At 74.3% G+C, this 16,739-nt stretch carries 15 protein-coding genes; 6 read left to right on the forward strand and 9 right to left on the reverse strand.

The annotated features are described in order from the left end of the window. Positions 1-32 precede the first annotated feature (32 nt). Positions 33-863, reverse strand: coding sequence for a hypothetical protein (locus tag ACFY32_RS29325; protein WP_390675819.1), 831 nt, complete (start codon positions 861-863; stop codon positions 33-35). Between the two features lie 208 nt (positions 864-1,071). Between ACFY32_RS29325 and ACFY32_RS29330 the strand changes: the two genes are divergently transcribed. From ACFY32_RS29330 to ACFY32_RS29350, 5 genes are all read left to right on the forward strand, one after another. Continuing rightward, a complete protein-coding gene (locus tag ACFY32_RS29330; RefSeq protein WP_390675820.1) occupies positions 1,072-1,716 on the forward strand; it encodes a carbonic anhydrase in 645 nt (214 codons plus the stop codon). A gap of 78 nt (positions 1,717-1,794) precedes the next feature. Beyond that, a complete protein-coding gene (locus ACFY32_RS29335) occupies positions 1,795-2,442 on the forward strand; it encodes an L-threonylcarbamoyladenylate synthase (protein ID WP_359199614.1) in 648 nt (215 codons plus the stop codon). Between the two features lie 32 nt (positions 2,443-2,474). Continuing rightward, entirely contained in the window at positions 2,475-3,530 is a 1,056-nt protein-coding gene (locus tag ACFY32_RS29340) for an NUDIX domain-containing protein (RefSeq protein ID WP_390675821.1), read from the forward strand. A gap of 91 nt (positions 3,531-3,621) precedes the next feature. Further along, positions 3,622-4,260, forward strand: coding sequence for a CBS domain-containing protein (locus ACFY32_RS29345; RefSeq protein WP_359199619.1), 639 nt, complete (start codon positions 3,622-3,624; stop codon positions 4,258-4,260). Positions 4,261-4,314: 54 nt separating this feature from the next. Beyond that, positions 4,315-5,175 (forward strand): lysozyme, encoded by an 861-nt coding sequence (locus ACFY32_RS29350; protein WP_390675822.1) that lies wholly within the window; start codon positions 4,315-4,317, stop codon positions 5,173-5,175. Here ACFY32_RS29350 and ACFY32_RS29355 read toward each other — a convergent pair. After that, positions 5,153-5,581 carry a MerR family transcriptional regulator gene (locus tag ACFY32_RS29355; protein ID WP_359199625.1) on the reverse strand — a complete coding sequence of 143 codons (429 nt, stop codon included), beginning with the start codon at positions 5,579-5,581 and terminating at the stop codon, positions 5,153-5,155. The genes ACFY32_RS29350 and ACFY32_RS29355 overlap by 23 nt on opposite strands. Before the next feature lie 41 nt (positions 5,582-5,622). Next, on the reverse strand, positions 5,623-6,693 hold the full coding sequence (locus ACFY32_RS29360; RefSeq protein ID WP_390675823.1) for an MDR family NADP-dependent oxidoreductase: 1,071 nt from the start codon (positions 6,691-6,693) through the stop codon (positions 5,623-5,625). Between the two features lie 238 nt (positions 6,694-6,931). Here ACFY32_RS29360 and ACFY32_RS29365 point away from each other — a divergent pair, with 238 nt between their 5' ends. Further along, entirely contained in the window at positions 6,932-8,158 is a 1,227-nt protein-coding gene (locus tag ACFY32_RS29365) for a cytochrome P450 (protein ID WP_359199630.1), read from the forward strand. Positions 8,159-8,201: 43 nt separating this feature from the next. Here ACFY32_RS29365 and ACFY32_RS29370 read toward each other — a convergent pair whose 3' ends face one another. From ACFY32_RS29370 to ACFY32_RS29395, 6 genes are all read right to left on the reverse strand, one after another. Continuing rightward, positions 8,202-9,467, reverse strand: a complete 1,266-nt coding sequence (locus ACFY32_RS29370; protein WP_359199633.1) for a cytochrome P450 — start codon at positions 9,465-9,467, stop codon at positions 8,202-8,204. Then, positions 9,464-10,081 carry an ATP/GTP-binding protein gene (locus tag ACFY32_RS29375; RefSeq protein ID WP_359199636.1) on the reverse strand — a complete coding sequence of 206 codons (618 nt, stop codon included), beginning with the start codon at positions 10,079-10,081 and terminating at the stop codon, positions 9,464-9,466. Before ACFY32_RS29375 ends, ACFY32_RS29370 begins: the two co-directional genes overlap by 4 nt. Continuing rightward, a complete protein-coding gene (locus tag ACFY32_RS29380; RefSeq protein WP_359199639.1) occupies positions 10,062-10,418 on the reverse strand; it encodes a DUF742 domain-containing protein in 357 nt (118 codons plus the stop codon). The genes ACFY32_RS29375 and ACFY32_RS29380 overlap by 20 nt, the downstream gene beginning before the upstream one ends. Continuing rightward, positions 10,415-10,834, reverse strand: a complete 420-nt coding sequence (locus ACFY32_RS29385; RefSeq protein WP_190204649.1) for a roadblock/LC7 domain-containing protein — start codon at positions 10,832-10,834, stop codon at positions 10,415-10,417. The genes ACFY32_RS29380 and ACFY32_RS29385 overlap by 4 nt, the downstream gene beginning before the upstream one ends. A 123-nt stretch (positions 10,835-10,957) precedes the next feature. Continuing rightward, a complete protein-coding gene (locus ACFY32_RS29390) occupies positions 10,958-12,682 on the reverse strand; it encodes an ATP-binding protein (protein WP_359199641.1) in 1,725 nt (574 codons plus the stop codon). A 604-nt stretch (positions 12,683-13,286) separates the two neighbouring features. Next, positions 13,287-16,661, reverse strand: coding sequence for a pyruvate carboxylase (locus ACFY32_RS29395; RefSeq protein WP_390675848.1), 3,375 nt, complete (start codon positions 16,659-16,661; stop codon positions 13,287-13,289). Between the last annotated feature and the right edge of the window lie 78 nt (positions 16,662-16,739).

The raw sequence follows: 16,739 nt of genomic DNA on the forward strand, positions 1-16,739 counted from the left end.
GTGGGGGGCGGCCGGCCGCCGCCCCCCGCCGCTCAGGCCGCGGACCGCCCCTTGAGCACCTTGTCGGTCACGTCGGTCACCTCACCGGCGGCCGGCGGCTCGGCCTCGACCTCGGCGCCGAAGTCGGAGTACTCGGTGAGGGTGCGCACCTTCACCTGCCGCGGGGACGCGCTGCCGCCGGACTCGGACGCCTTGACGGTCATGTCGATCTGCTGGCGCCGTATCCGGCCCTGTTCGTCCAGCCACACGTCCATCGGCAGGGTCGGGCCGACCTGCTCGCGCAGGGTCTCGCCCCGGGGCAGGTCGGCGACGTCCACCTTCACCCGGTAGCGGGTGGTTAGCACCCCGCCGACCTCCTCCTCGCCGGTCTCGGTGACGTCCTTCTCGGTGATCCCCCTGGCGTACGCGACGGTCTGCGCCGGGTCACCGATGCCCTGGCCGCCGGTGCCGCCCTGGGCGGCGGCCCTCTTCAGGTCGATCTTGACCCAGGGCTTGTCGCCGGACTGCTGACCGCCGCCCTCGCCGGGCAGCTTCTGGTACAGCGCCCGGTCGACCACGCGCTGCTCGATCCGCTGCCCCTCGGCGGTCACCGTCATCACGCTGTCGCCCTCGGCCAGGTCGATGGCGCCCTTCCCCCGGACGGTGACCGACCGGCCCTCGGCGGCGGTGGTCACCTTCAGCGTCATCCGCGCGGTCCCGGCCCCGGCCGTCCTGTCGTACGCCCCGCGCACCGCCGCCGCGCCCTGTACCTTGTGCTGCTCCGGCTCCTTCCCGCCGTCGTGTGTGCCCGCGCCGTCGCCGCCGTCGCCGCAGCCGGTCAGCAACGTGCCGGCCAGCACACCGGCCGCCGCGACAGCGGCCATCCGCGACGTCCTGCCGGTTACGCCCATGAATGCACGCTCCCCTGCCGTTTCGTTCCGTGTCTCCGTGTCACAGCCAGGTGCCCGCTGCGACCGGAACAACACCGGAAACAGGGGCACTTGACGCCTCATCAGGTCGGCCCGCGGACCGCTCGTCCGACACGGCGGCCCCGACGCGGCCGGCGGGGGCCGGGCGGCGTAGCCTGTGACCATGGACGTTGCCTCGCACGCCTCCGCTCAGGAGGCCTTCGATCTGCTGATGGCCGGTAACCGGCGGTTCGTCTCGGGCGCCGTGGAGCACCCCCACCAGGACGCGGCGCGCCGCGCCCAGACCGCGCCGTCCCAGGCGCCGTTCGCGGTGGTGTTCGGCTGCTCCGACTCCCGGCTCGCGGCGGAGATCATCTTCGACCGGGGTCTCGGTGACCTGTTCGTGGTCCGTACCGCGGGTCATGTGACGGGCCCGGAGGTGCTCGGCAGCATCGAGTTCGGCGCCGAGGTGCTCCAGGCACCCCTCGTGGTGGTGCTCGGCCACGACTCGTGCGGGGCGATCGGCGCGGCACGGGCCGTGCTGGACGGCGGCGCGGCCCCGGGCGGCTTCGTCCGGGACGTCGTCGAGCGGGTCACGCCCAGCGTGCTGGCGGCCCGCGCGGCCGGCCACGACTCGGCCGAGGCGGCGCTGGACGAGCACATCCGGCAGACGGTGGACCTGCTGCTGGACCGTTCCCGCGCGCTGGCCGACCGCGTCGCCGCGGGCCGCACCGCCGTGGTGGGGCTGGGCTACGCGCTGGCCGACGGCCGCGCCCGGCTGGTCGCCTCCCGCGGCCTGGACGTCCCGGCCGCCGACCAGGACGCCTGAGCCGCCCCGTCGTGACGCCCCGGCCGCCGCGGCCCGCCCGGCGCGCGGCCGGGCGGCCATGACCCGTAAGGACTGATGATGACCCGTCGTTTCGACTGTTCGGTGACCTCCGGGCGCCGCGAGGGCCTGACCGAGGCCGCCGCGGCCGTCTCGCGCGGGGAACTGGTGGTGCTGCCCACCGACACGGTGTACGGCATCGGCGCCGACGCCTTCAGCCCGGCGGCGGTCGCCGGGCTGCTGCGGGCCAAGGGCCGGGGCCGGCACATGCCCTCCCCCGTCCTGGTCGCCTCCGCCGACGCGCTGTCCGACCTCGTCACCGACCTGCCCGACCGGGCGGCCGGCCTGGTCGAGGCGTTCTGGCCGGGCGCGCTGACCCTGGTCGCCGCGCACCGGCCGACGCTGGACTGGGACCTGGGCGAGACCCACGGGACGGTCGCGGTACGGATGCCCGCGCACCCCCTCGCCCTCGAACTGCTCGCGCTGACCGGACCGATGGCGGTCTCCAGCGCCAACCTGACCGGGCACCCCTCGCCGCAGGACTGCGACGCCGCCCAGGACATGCTCGGCGACTCCGTGGCCGTCTACCTCGACGGCGGGCCCACCCCGGCCGCCGTCCCCTCCTCCATCGTGGACCTCACCGGCGACACCCCCGTCCTGCGCCGGGCCGGCGCGATCGGCGTCCGGGAGCTGCGCCGCTACCTCCCCGACCTCACCGAGGCCGGCTGACCCGCGGCGGGCCCCGGGACGAGGAGACACGGGTGGGACACATCAGCGCCGGTGAGTGGGACGCGTACTACGCCGCCGGGCGCCTCTTCCGGCCGCTCGGCGACACCGAGCGGCGCCTGCTCGCCGAGCACGTCCCGGCGCCGGACGGGGGCGTCGCCCTGGACGTGGGCTGCGGCCTGGGGGAACTCGCCCGCCACCTGGCCGCGGCCGGGTACCGGGTCGACGCCGTGGACCACTCCCCGGTGGCCCTCGCCGAGGCCGAGGCGGCGTCCGGCGGGGCGGTGCGCTACCGGCGGTTCGACATCGAGCGGGACCGCTTGGACGAGCTGCCGCGTCCCGCGTACGACCTGATCACCTTCCGGCTGAGCTGGGCCTTCGTCGGCGACCGCACCCGGGTGCTGAACCGGCTGCGCGAGAGGCTGCGCCCCGGCGGCACCCTGTGCGTGATCACCCCGGTGGCCGGCAACGTGCCGGAGAGCAGACGGCACACCGCCCTCGACCAGGACGAGATCGACCTGCTCGGGGCGGGCTGGGGAACCGTCGGCCGGTACGACGCCGACGGCCTCGCCGTCGTCCTGCTGCGCGACCCCCTCCCCGCCCGCCTGACCTGCGCCGACCGGGGCCGGCCCGCCCCGCACGCGCTGACCGGGGCCGGTGTGGTCGTCACCCGGCCCGACGGGCGGGTCCTGCTGGGCTGGTCGGTGCGCGGGGTCTGGGAACTGCCCGGCGGCAAGACCGACCCGGGCGAGGACTTCGTCGCGGCGGCCGTGCGGGAGCTGGCCGAGGAGACCGGGCTGGTGGCCGACCCCGCCGCCGTACGGCTCAGGGCCCTGCTGCTGGACACCGCCGCCGGGATGCCCCGGGTGACGGCGGCGGTGCACGTGCCCGGCCACACCGGTGAGCCGGTGGTCACCGAGCCCCGCCTGATACACCGCTGGGAGTGGCACGAGCCCGCCGACCTGCCCCGTCTCGCCCGGCCGCTGTTCACGCCGAGCGCGCAGGTCATCGACACCGTCCGGCCCGGTCTGCTCACCGGGCTGCCCCCGGTGCACCGCTACCTCCTCGCCTCGGCGCCGCCTTCCGCGTGACACCGGGGCACCCCTGGGGCGCGCCGGACGTTCGACAGGCAGAAGGTCGGATGCCGGTCGACGGGGACCGGCAGCGGAGAGGAAGATCCTGATGAACCACCAGAAGGTGCGCGAGCTGATGAGCGACGCCGTGGTCCGCGTCCAGCGTGGCACGCCGTTCAAGGAGATCGCCCACCTGCTGCAGGAGTACGACATCACCGCGGTGCCCGTCGTGGACGCCGACGACCGCCCGGTGGGGGTGGTGTCGGAGGCGGACCTCCTGCAGAAGATCCTCGGCGGCGCCCCCGAGGACGCCCTGGACCCGCTGCGGGCCAAGGCGTCGGCCACCGACGCGGCGGGGCTGATGACCTCCCCCGCGGTCTGCGCCCGCGAGGACTGGAGCGTGGTCGACGCGGCGCGGATGATGGCCCGGCACGGCATCAAGCGGCTGCTGGTGGTCGACGAGGCCGACCGGCTGATCGGGGTGGTCAGCCGCAGCGACCTGCTGCGGGTCTTCCTGCGCAAGGACCGCGAGATCCGCACCGAGATCATCGAGGAGACCCTGGTCCGCACCTTCGGTCTGGCGCCCTCCACGGTCCAGGTCGATGTGGCGCACGGCCATGTGGTGCTCAGCGGACGGCTCCCGGAGCGGGTGTCGGTGTCGGCGCTGGAGGACATGTGCCGGCATGTCGACGGTGTGGTGGCCGTGGAGTTCCGGCCCGTCGGCGAGGGCGCGGGGGCGGGCGGTTGACCGTCCGGGTGCCTGTGAGATGCGGCGCGGTCCGCCGGCGGATCAGATGGTGGCGTGCGCAATCCCACAGCCGTGGCGGACGGCCGTATCCGCATGCTCGCGACCGGCGGGTTCCTCGCCGCGCTGTCGCTCCTGTCCTCCCTGTACGCCGTGCCGTCCTCGGCCGGTGAACCGCCGCCCGGGGAACCACCGGTGGCCGAGGAGTCCCCGGCCCGGGGCTCCGCCTACATGGGCATGGGAGTCCTCGCCCACGAAGGCGTGCAGGGCCGGCCCACCGGCACCCGGGCCGCCCAGACCGAGGGGGTGGACGTCTCCAGCCACCAGGGCGACGTCGACTGGCCGGCCCTGTGGAAGAGCGGGGTGAAGTGGGCCTATGTGAAGGCCACCGAGGGCACCTCCTACCAGAACCCCAAGTACGGCCAGCAGTACGACGGTTCCCACGACGTCGGCATGATCCGCGGCGCCTACCACTTCGCGACCCCGGACTCCTCCAGCGGCACCGCCCAGGCCGACTACTTCGCCGACCACGGCGGCGCCTGGACGAAGGACGGCCGGACGCTGCCCGGGGTGCTCGACATCGAATGGAACCCGTACGGGTCGGCCTGCTACGGCAAGACCCCGAGCCAGATGGTGTCCTGGGTCCGGGACTTCACCGAGCGCTACCGGGCCCGCACCGGCCGGGCCGCGGTCGTCTACACCTCCACCAACTGGTGGAAGCAGTGCACCGGCGACCACGCCGGCTTCGGTGCCGCCAACCCGCTGTGGATCGCCCGGTACGCCGACTCGCCCGGACCGCTGCCCGCCGGGTGGGCGTACCACACGATGTGGCAGTACACCTCCACCGGGCCGATCGTCGGCGACCACGACCGGTTCAACGGCACGCTGGAGCAGGTCACCGCCCTCGCGGAGGGCTGATGCCGGCCGTCCGGGCCGGCTCGCCCGCCGCGGCCGGTCCCAGGCCGTCCCGCAGCGCGTCCCGGAGCCGGGTGAGCCGCTCGATCTCCGCGTCGAGGGCGGCGATGCGCCGCCGGACCACCGTCGTCCCGACGATGACCGGTTCGCCGGACCGCTCGGGGCGGCAGGGCCCGAGCGGGCGGCCGGCGAGCAGCGGGAGGCGGTCGGCGAGGCCGGCCAGGTCCTCGACGGTGAGCCCGAGGCCGAGCAGGTACCGGATGCCCCGGAGCACGGCGAGGTCCTCGGCGGTGTAGTCCCGCTGCCCCGACCTGGTGCGGCGGGGCGGCGGCAGCAGGCCGCGCTGTTCGTAGAAGCGCAGCGCCCTGGGGGTCGCGCCGATCGCGGCCGCCGCGTCGCCGATGCGCATACGTCCCTCCCGTCTCCTCGGCACGGCCGTCGTCGCCCGCGTCAGGGCAGGTCGACGACGACCGTGCCGAAGGTCTCTCCCCTGGTCAGTTCCCACAACGCCCGCGGGGCCCGTTCGATGCCCGCGACGCGGGTCAGCGGCAGCCGGATCTCGCCGGAGCGCAGCCAGGCGCCGAACCGTCCGGTCCACTCCGCCTCCACGTCCGGGTGGTGACGGCCGGTGTATCCCAGCAGACAGGCGCCCTGGAACAGCAGCCGGAAGGTGTCGATCCGGGCGGGCGCGGTGTTGCCGGTGCCCTCCGGGTCGAACTGCCCGGACAGGGCGCCGACCAGGGCCAGCCGGGCGCCGGGCCGGGCGGCGTCCACGGCCGCGGTGAGCTGGCCGCCGCCCACGTTGTCCAGCAGCACGTCGATGCCGTCCGGGGCGGCCTCGGCGAGCTGCGCGGCGAACGCGCGGTACCCGGCGTCCGCGCCGCCGGTGCCGCGCTCGCGCCAGGAACCGGCGGTCAGGACCGTGTCGTAGCCGAGTTCCGCGGTGAGCCGGGCGGCCTTGCCGGGGGTGCCCGTGGTGCCGATGACCCGGGCGGCGCCGAGCAGCTTCGCGATCTGCCCGGCCAGCGAGCCCACCCCGCCGGCCGCGCCGGTGACCAGCACCACGTCGCCCGCGCGCACCCGGGCCAGCCGGGTCAGCGCCCCGTACGCGGCGGACCCGGAGGTGAGGTGGGCGGCGGGGTCGGGCAGCGCCGGGTCGGCCGGCACGCACTCGGCGACGGGCACGAGGGCGTACTCGCGCCAGCCCAGCAGGTGCGTCACCAGGTCGCCGGGGCGCAGCGGGCCCCCGTCGGGGGCGGCGACGACCTCGCCGACGGCGGGCCCGAACAGCGCGTCGCCGGGGCGCAGACCCGGTACGGGGGTGTCCTCGGCCACCCCGCCGATCAGGGTGCGCAGGCCCCCGAACACCTGGAAGTGGCGGTTGCGGACCAGGACATGGCCGGGTGCCGGGGCGGGCGGGGCGGTCTCGGCGACGGTGAGGTCGGCGGGCTCGGGCAGGGCGCGGGGCACGGCGGCGAGCCGCACCTCACGGCTGGTGCGCGGCAGGACGGTGGTCGTCACGGGGGCCTCCTCGGGCAGGGGTGACCGGCCGGGCACCGCTGCTCCGGACCGGGGCCCGACGCTAATCCCTGACCCGCGGGTCAGGGGCAAGCCCCGGTCCGCGCGCCCGGCCCCGGACGGTGTTCGATTTTCGGCCAAGGAGTCTCCGGGGCGACCTGGCCGACCGTTTCCCCCTGTCTCGGCCGACGGATGATCAATAACCTTGTGCGGTACGCCCGTTACCGACCCAGGGAGCTCCATGTCCACCGCGCAGCAGGTCCCCGACATTCTCTCGCCCGAGTTCGCCGCGGACCCCTACCCGGCCTATCGCGCGATGCGCGAGAGCGCTCCCCTCTTCTGGCACGAGGCCACCCGGAGCTACATCGTCTCGCGGTACGCGGACGTGGAGCGGGTCTTCAAGGACAAGGCCGGCCAGTTCACCACCGACAACTACGACTGGCAGATCGAACCCGTGCACGGCAAAACGATCCTCCAGCTCAGCGGCCGGGAACACGCCGTCCGCCGGGCCCTGGTCGCCCCCGCCTTCCGGGGCACGGACCTCCAGGAGAAGTTCCTGCCGGTGATCGAGCGCAACTCCCGCGAACTCATCGACGCCTTCCGGCACACCGGCTCCGCCGACCTGGTCACCGACTACGCGACCCGCTTCCCCGTCAACGTGATCGCGGACATGCTCGGACTGGACAAGGCCGACCACGCCCGGTTCCACCGCTGGTACACCTCGGTCATCGCCTTCCTCGGCAACCTCTCCGGCGACCCGGAGGTCACGGCGGCCGGTGAGCGGACCCGCGTCGAGTTCGCCGAGTACATGCTGCCGATCATCCGGCAGCGGCGCGACAGCCTCGGCGACGACCTGCTGTCCACGCTCTGCGCCGCCGAGGTCGACGGCGTCCGGATGAGCGACGAGGACATCAAGGCGTTCTGCAGCCTGCTGCTCGCGGCCGGCGGCGAGACCACCGACAAGGCGATAGCGAGCATCTTCGCCAATCTGCTGCGCCATCCCGAGCAGTTGGCGGCCGTCCGCGCGGACCGCTCGCTGATCCCGAGGGCCTTCGCCGAGACCCTGCGCCACACCCCGCCCGTCCACATGATCATGCGGCAGTCGGCGACCGAGGTGACGCTCAGCGGCGGCACCATCCCCGCCGGGGCCACCGTCACCTGCCTGATCGGCGCCGCCAACCGCGACCCGGACCGGTACGCGGACCCCGACCGCTTCGACATCCACCGCGCCGACCTGACCACCACGACCGCCTTCTCGGCCGCCGCCGACCATCTCGCCTTCGCGCTCGGCCGGCACTTCTGCGTGGGCGCCCTGCTGGCCAAGGCCGAGGTGGAGATCGGCGTCGACCAGCTCCTGGACGCCATGCCGGACCTCCGGCTCGCCGACGGCTTCGACCCGGCGGAGCAGGGCGTGTTCACCCGGGGCCCGCAGTCGCTGCCGGTGCGCTTCACGCCCGTCGCGGCCTGATCCCCCGCCGCCGTCCGGGCCCCTCGGCGGGGCCCGGACGCCGCTACTGCACGACCGGCGTGAACTCCGCCGGGAGCGCGGTCAGTCCGCGCATCCAGATCGACGGCCGCCAGGTCAGCTCCTCCGGCTCCACCGCGAGCACCAGGTCCGGCAGCCGCTCCAGCAGCGTCTCCACCGCCGTGCGCGCCATGACGTCCGCGAGCAGCGGCGCCGGGTACGGGCAGCGGTGCTCGCCGTTGCTGAACGACAGGTGGGCGCTGTTCTCGGCGCCGACGTGCGACTCCGGCCAGATCTGCGGGTCGGTGTTGGCCGCGGCGAGCCCCAGCACCACGCAGTCGCCGGCCCTGATCCGCCGCCCGCCGAGCTGGGTGTCGCGCACCGCCCAGCGGCCGACGAAGTTCTGCGTCGGGGTGTCCAGCCACAGCACCTCGTTGAGCGCCTCGCCGACGCTGAGCCGCCCGCCGGAGACGTTCAGGGCGAACCGCTCGTCGGTCAGCAGCAGCCGCAGCGTGTTGCCGATCCAGTTGCCGGTGGGCTGCTGGGCCGCCGCGATGACCGAGATCAGGTCCTGGACGACCTCCTCGTCGGTGAGCCCCGCCGGGTGCAGCAGCATCCGCGAGGTGACGTCCGGGCCGGGCCGCTCCCGCTTGTCCTTCACCAACTGGGCGAGCCGCTCCCCCACCCGCCCGTACGCGGCGACCGGGTCGTCGCCCTCCGCCGCGTCCAGGGAGATCCGCAGGTCCTCCACGAGCTGCTGGGTGTCGGTGCCGGTGCTCGGCATCCCGCACATCTGGACCACGGCCCGCGCCGGCAGGGCGTGCGCGTAGCCGCTCATCAGCTCGGCGTGCCCGCTGCCCGCGAAGGCGGCGATCAGCGCGTCGGCGATCTCCTGGCACTCCCGGGCCAGTTCGAACTGGTCGACGCCCTCCAGTGCCTCGGTGATCACCCCGGCCCGCCGCTGGTGCTCCTCGCCCTCGGTGAACAGCACCGACGGCTGGTAGCCGACGAACGGCAGCAGCGGCCAGTCCGGGGGGATGTTCGGCCACTGGTTCCAGCGCCGGGAGTCCCGGGCGAACAGCTCGTCGTGGCTGGTGACATAGCTCAGCTCGGAGTAGCCGAGCACCAGCCAGGCCGGGATGTCCCCGTCCAGCAGGACCGGGGCCACCGCGCCGTGCTCCCGGCGCAGCGCCCGGTAGAGCTGCGAGGGCGACTGCTGGTACTCCAGACCGGCCAGGCGTACGGCGCCGAAGTGGGCGGGGCAGCCCGGCGGCGGGGCCGCGTCGGTGATCGGGGTTCCGGGGTCGGTCACGGTGTCATCTCCTGGGCCATGGCCAGCTCGTACAGGTGGTCCACGAGGGTGATCAGGACGTCCTTGCCGGACTGCCGCAGCCGCGCGTCGCAGTCGATCAGCGGGACGCGGTCGGACAGGGCGAGCGCCTGGCGGATCTCGTCCAGGGAGTATCCGGCGGTGTCGTCGTCGAAGCGGTTCACGGCCACCACGAACGGGGTGCGGTGGTGCTCCAGCCGGTCTATCGCGTACCAGGAGTCGTCCATCCGGCGGGTGTCGACCAGGACGACCGCGCCGAGCGTCCCGGAGAACAGCCGGTCCCACAGGAACCAGAAGCGCTCCTGCCCCGGGGCGCCGAACAAGTAGAGCACCATGCGCTCGTTGAGGCTGATCCGCCCGAAGTCGAACGCCACCGTGGTGGTGGTCTTGGCCGCGACTGCGCTGGTCTCGTCGACGCCCACGCCGGCCTGCGTCATCACCTCCTCGGTGTTCAGCGGCCGGATCTCGCTGACCGAGCGGACGAGGGTGGTCTTGCCGACCCCGAAGCCGCCCACGATCACGATCTTGAGGCCGGTCTCGGCGGCGTCGGCCAGGGGTGTGCGGCGGGACGGCAGCTCAGAGATTGCGGAGCCCATGGAGCACCTCCTTGAGGAGCGCGGAGTCGGGGAGCGAGGCGACGGACTGCGCCGCGCGGGGATGGCGGGCGGTGATACGGCCCATGGCGAGGAGGTCCCCGAGCAGAATCCGTACCACCGTGATCGGCAGCTTCAGCTCCGCGGCGATCTCGACCAAGGCGGTGGGGTGCCGGCACAGGTCGAGGATGCGGGCGTGCTCCGACTGCATCCCGGCCGTCGGCTCGCTCTCGCTGACCACCAGGGTGACCAGGTCGAAGGCGTCGTCGGCGCGGCTGCGTCCGCCCGTGACCGTGTAGAGCCGGTCCGGATCGCCGGTGTCCACGGGCCTGCGCGTCACGAGGGGGCACCCCCGTGGACCGGGTTGCGGGGTTCGGCCCGCAGGTGCTCGCCGATCTGCTCGACCAGTTCGGTCATCTGGTGGCCGACCACACCCGGGTCGGCGTTCTCCTCGGCGACCACGGCGAGGTGCGCGCCCTCGCCGGCCTCCACGATGAACAGCAGGCCGCCGTGGAACTCGGTCATCGAGTGGCGCACGCCGCCGGTCCCGTCGCCGAACTCGACGGAGGCGCCCTGGGCGAGGGCCTGGATACCGGAGCAGATCGCCGCGAGCTGGTCGGCCTGGTCGAGCGTCAGGTGCTCGGTCCAGCACAGCTTGAGGCCGTCCCGGGACAGGACCAGCGCGTGCCGGGTGCCGGGGGTGCGCTCCAGGAGGTTCTGCAGGAGCCAGGTGAGGCTGTTGTCGGTGGTCTGCATGGTGGTGAGGGGACGGTGGTTGCCCAACTGAGCGGTCACCGGCCCGTTCCTCCAATCTCACGTACTCGGGCGGGGACGTGGGCGCCGGGGCCCCGCGCGCCGCATGGGGGGTGGGGCGGTGGCCTAGGGGGCGGCGGGCGGCTCGGGGACGGGCCGGCCGTCGGGTCCGGTGGTGCCCTTGCCCGACCGGCGGCCGCGGTGGAAGGCGCCGAACCGGGAGCCCGCGTCGCGGGCGGCGGTGTCGGGCCGGGCGGGCCGCTCGGCCTCGCCCCGCGGGTCGCGGCGCTGCTCGCGCTCGCGTTCGGCTTCCGCCATGGTGCGGCCGGGGGTGCGGACGGGCAGACCGTTCGGCGTGGCCTCCGCCGCGGGGCGGGGTGCCGTCGGCTGCTCGGGCAGGGCCGCCCGGGGCGCCGGGCGGGCCTCGACCGGTTCGGCGCGGGCGGGGGCGGGCTCGGGCGCCGGGGCGGCGGTGCGGGCCGGGGTCTGCCGGGGCGCCGGGTCGCGCTGCTGGGCGAGGAGCTGGCGGGGCAGCAGGACGACGACGCCGGTGCCGCCGCGCGAGGAGGGCCGGAAGTTGACGCTGATGCCGTACTTGACGGCCAGGCGTCCGACGACGGCGAGGCCGAGCCGGGTGCCCTGGAGGGAGGCGAGGTCGGTCATCCGTCCGGAGACCGCCTCCTCGGCCCGGCGCATGGCGGCGGCGGCCATCTTCAGGCCGCTGTCCTCGATGGTGACGACGATGCCGGCGCTGCGCTCCTCGACGTAGACGTTGACCTCGTCGATGGGCGGGGAGAAGTTGGCGGCGTTGTCCATCAGTTCGGCGAGCAGGTGCATCACGCCCTCGGCCGCGAAGCCGCTGACGGCGGCGCCGGTGGAGCAGTGCAGCCGGACGCGCTGATAGGCGGCGATGCGGCCGACCGCGCCGCGCAGGATGGACTCCATCACGATGGGCTTGTTCCAGGCGCGGCTGGAGCGGCCGCCCATCAGCAGCGCCAGCCGGTCGGTCATCAGGCCGAGCTGGGAGGTGCTGTGGTCCAGCTTGAGCAGGTCGCCGAAGACCTCCTCGCCGTGCCGTTCCTGCATCTCCCTGAGGTCGGCGAGCATGCTGACCGCCTTGGCCTGCACCCGGCTCAGCGCCTTGGCGGAGGCGGCCTGCGCGGCGGCGGCGCCGCGCTCGCTGCGGGCGAGTTCGCGCACGAAGGACTCGGCGGGGGCCCGCAGGACCGGCAGGCGCGGCCAGTCCAGTTCGGCGAGGACGGTGTCGGCGGAGTGGCCCTCGCGCAGTCTCGCCACGGCGGTGGGCAGCGTCTCCTCGGTCAGCCGCCGCAGTTCGGCGGCGGCCCGGCCGGTCTCCTCGCGCGCCTGGCGCAGTTCGGCGCCCGCGGTGACGGCGTGCCGTACCGCGTCCTCCATCGCGGCGGCGAAGACGTGCAGGACCTGGCGGAGCTGGGGGTCGGACGGCGGGGTCACGCCGGTCACGGCGTCGCTCGCGCTGGTGCCGTCCCGCAGCCTCTTGACGACGGCGGGCACCGTGACGGTGACCAGGTGCGCGGTCTCCCCCGCCGCCTGTGCCAACTGGGCCCTGGCCTGCTGGGCGTCGGCGCTGTGCCGCAGGCTCTGCCGGCGGGCCCGCCGGAGCACCAGCGTGCTGACGACGACGGTGGCGGCGACGCAGAGCCAGGCGCCCAGCGCGGTGGCGAGCGCCCAGGAGCGGGCGCTCGCGGGGGCGACCGCGGCCGCCGCGCCGGCGGCCGCGGCACTCACCACCAGCACGGCCAGGGGTACGACCGGTGCGGCCCGGCCGGGCTTGGCCGACCGGTGCTGACTGGGCGGTGCAGGCACTGACATTCCGCGGTCCCTCGGTCCTTGAGAGCAGGAGAAACGGGTCGACCGACACACGACGGCCACCGGCCCGGAGAGCGCACGCCAAAGGGATGGTGATCATCCGGACCAGGTATGGGTTCATGCTAGTCATCCGGCCGCGTCCGGAGTTCCGACTGAGGGCACAGTCTGCGAGACGGCCGATTTCGGCCCGAAGGTGCTGCCGTGCATATGCCGCGTGATAGTGGGCGCAAGGCGCCGTCGGCGGTGTCCACGGGCCTGATCACGGCCCGGCCTGGGCACGGGTTCGAACGATCGGCCCAGCATGACCGTTTCTTCAGTCGAGCAAGGCCGCGAACGGGTGAACGATTTTTAGCCAACTCGCCGATATTTTTTCGTCAGTTGATCGATACGGAACGGGCGTTATCCGGCGATGATCGCCACGGTCGCCGCGACGACGGTGACCAGCACCGGCAGCGCGGCGGTCCGGGTCGGGCGCCAGGCAGGCCCGTACGAGGGGAAGCAAGGGCGCCGCGGCCCGCCGGTTCGGCCAGGGACGGGGCGGGCACGCACCCGGTGGGGCCGGTCTCCCCTTCCGCTTCCGCCGGCCCCCGAGGGTGCGGTCCGCGGTTCAGGCCAGGTGCACGAGCAGGTCGCCGCCCTCGACCTGCTGGATGCGGTTGATGGCCAGCCTGCGGACCGTGCCGGACGCCGGGGCGGTGATCGCCGCCTCCATCTTCATCGCCTCGATGGTGGCCACCGTCGCCCCGGCCTCGACCCGGTCGCCCTCGGCGACCGCGAGGGTCACCACCCCGGCGAACGGGGCCGCGACCTGGCCGGGGTCGCTGCGGTCGGCCTTCTCGGTGGCGGGAACGCCGGAGGCGGCGGCCCGGTCGCGGACCTGGATGGGCCGCAACTGGCCGTTCAGCCCGGCCATCACCGTGCGCATCCCGCGCTCGTCCGCGTCGCCGATCGCCTGCAGCTCGATGAGCAGCCGCACCCCGGGCTCCAGGTCGACGGCGTACTCCTTGCCGGGGCGCAGCCCGTAGAAGAAGTCCTTGCTGTCCAGGACGCCGGTGTCGCCGTAGGTCTGCCGGTGGGTCTCGAACTCGCGGGTGGGGCCGGGGAACAGCAGCCGGTTGAGGGTGGCCCGCCGGTCCTCGGCGAGGCCCTCGCGGTCGTCGGCGGCCAGTTCCGCCACGGGTTTGGCGCCGGCCCGGCCGCGCAGGGCCCGGGTGCGCAGCGGCTCGGGCCAGCCGCCGGGCGGGGTGCCCAGTTCGCCGCGGAGGAAGCCGACGACGGAGTCGGGGATGTCGAACCGGTCGGGCTCCGCCTCGAAGTCCCCGGGGGACACGCCCCCGCCGACCAGGTGCAGGGCGAGGTCGCCGACCACCTTGGAGGACGGGGTGACCTTCACCAGGCGGCCGAGCATCCGGTCGGCGGCGGCGTACATCGCCTCGATGTCCTCGAAGCGGTCGCCGAGGCCGAGCGCGACGGCCTGGGTGCGCAGGTTGGAGAGCTGGCCGCCGGGGATCTCGTGGTGGTAGACGCGGCCGGTGGGCGCGGCCAGGCCCGCCTCGAAGGGGGCGTAGACCTTGCGGACGGCCTCCCAGTACGGTTCCAGGTCGCAGGCGGCCGCCAGGTCCAGGCCGGTGGGGCGCGCGGAGTGGTCGGTGGCGGCGACCAGCGCGGACAGGGCGGGCTGGGAGGTGGTGCCCGCCATGGACGCCACGGCCCCGTCGACCGCGTCCACGCCCGCCTGGATCGCGGCCAGGTAGGTGGCGAGCTGGCCGCCCGCGGTGTCGTGGGTGTGCAGGTGCACCGGCAGGTCGAACTCCCGGCGCAGCGCGGAGACCAGGGTCGCCGCGGCGGGCGCGCGCAGCAGCCCGGCCATGTCCTTCACCGCCAGGACATGGGCGCCGGCCGCCACGATCCGCTCGGCGAGCCGCAGGTAGTAGTCGAGGGTGTAGAGCTTCTCCGACGGGTCGGAGAGGTCCGCGGTGTAACACAGGGCCACCTCGGCGACGGCGGTCCCGGTGGCGCGTACCGCCTCGATGGCGGGCCGCATTTGGTCGACGTCGTTGAGCGCGTCGAAGACGCGGAAGATGTCGATGCCGGTGGCCGCCGCCTCCTCGACGAAGGCGTCGGTGACCTCGGTGGGGTACGGGGTGTAGCCCACGGTGTTGCGGCCGCGCAGCAGCATCTGGAGGCAGATGTTGGGCACGGCCTCGCGCAGCGCGGCGAGCCGCTCCCAGGGGTCCTCGGCGAGGAAGCGCAGCGCCACGTCGTAGGTGGCGCCGCCCCAGCACTCCAGGGAGAGCAGTCCGGGCAGGGTGCGGGCGACCGCGGGGGCGACGGCGAGCAGGTCCTTGGTGCGCACCCGGGTGGCCAGCAGCGACTGGTGGGCGTCGCGGAAGGTGGTGTCGGTGACACCGAGGAGGGGTGACTCGCGCAGCGCGCGGGCGAAGCCCTCGGGGCCGAGGGCGGCCAGCGACTGGCGTGATCCGGCCGGGGGTTCGCCGGCGGGCAGCGGCGGCAGCTTGGTGAGCGGGTCGATCAGGTCGGGGCGCTCGCCGTGCGGTTTGTTGACGGTGACGTCGGCGAGGTAGGTCAGCAGCTTGGTGCCGCGGTCGGCGGAGTGCCGGGAGGTCAGCAGGTGGGGGCGTTGTTCGATGAACGAGGTGGTGACCCGGCCGGCCCGGAAGTCGGGGTCGTCGAGGACGGCCTGGAGGAAGGGGATGTTGGTGGCGACGCCGCGGATGCGGAACTCGGCGACCGCACGCCGGGCGCGGCCCACCGCGGTGGCGAAGTCCCGGCCCCGGCAGGTCAGTTTGACCAGCATGGAGTCGAAGTGCGCGCTGATCTCCGTACCGGCGTGGGTGGTGCCGCCGTCCAGGCGGATGCCGGAGCCGCCGGGTGAGCGGTAGGCGCTGATCCGGCCGGTGTCCGGGCGGAAGCCGTTGGCGGGGTCCTCGGTGGTGATCCGGCACTGCAGGGCGGCGCCGCGCAGGGTCACCGTCTCCTGGGACAGGCCCAGGCCGGCGAGGGTCTCGCCGGCGGCGATGCGCATCTGGGCCTGCACCAGGTCGACGTCGGTGACCTCCTCGGTGACGGTGTGCTCGACCTGGATGCGCGGGTTCATCTCGATGAAGACGTGGTTGCCGTCGCGGTCGAGGAGGAACTCCACGGTGCCCGCGTTGCGGTAGCCGATGCGCCGGGCGAAGCGCACCGCGTCGGCGCAGATCCGCGTCCGCAGGGCCGGGTCGAGGTTCGGGGCGGGGGCGAGTTCGATGACCTTCTGGTGCCGGCGCTGCACCGAGCAGTCGCGTTCGAAGAGGTGGATGACGTCGCCCGTGCCGTCGGCGAGGATCTGCACCTCGATGTGGCGGGGTTCGACGACGGCCTTCTCCAGGAAGACGGTGGCGTCGCCGAACGCGGACGCCGCCTCCCGGGAGGCGGCCTCGATGGCCTCCCTGAGCTGTGCGGGTTCCTCGACGCGGCGCATGCCGCGCCCGCCGCCGCCCGCGACGGCCTTGACGAAGACGGGGAAGCCGACGCGGTCGGCGGCGCGCACCAGTTCGTCGACGTCGGTGGAGGGCTCCGAGGAGCCGAGGACGGGGACGCCGGCCTCCCGGGCGGCGGCGACGGCGCGTGCCTTGTTGCCGGTCAGCTCCAGGATCGCCGCGCCGGGGCCGACGAAGGTGATGCCGGCCTGCTCGCAGGCGCGGGCCAGGTCGGGGTTCTCGGAGAGGAACCCGTAGCCCGGGTAGACGGCGTCCGCGCCGGCCCGGCGGGCGGCCCCGACGATCTCCTCGACGGAGAGGTAGGCCCGGACCGGGTGGCCGGGCTCGCCGATCTCGTACGCCTCGTCGGCCTTCAGCCGGTGGAGGGAGTTGCGGTCCTCGTGCGGGAAGACGGCGACCGTGCGCGCGCCCAGCTCGTAAGCCGCGCGGAACGCGCGGATGGCGATCTCCCCGCGGTTGGCGACCAGCACCTTGCGGAACATTCCCGATCCCTCCAGCCTGCCGGTGACGAGGACCATGGTGTCGTCGTCACCCCCGGCACGCCATGTGAGCCGGGCCAC

Origin of the sequence: Streptomyces sp. NPDC000134 (genome assembly GCF_042899225.1) — a bacterium.
GTDB lineage: Bacteria > Actinomycetota > Actinomycetes > Streptomycetales > Streptomycetaceae > Streptomyces.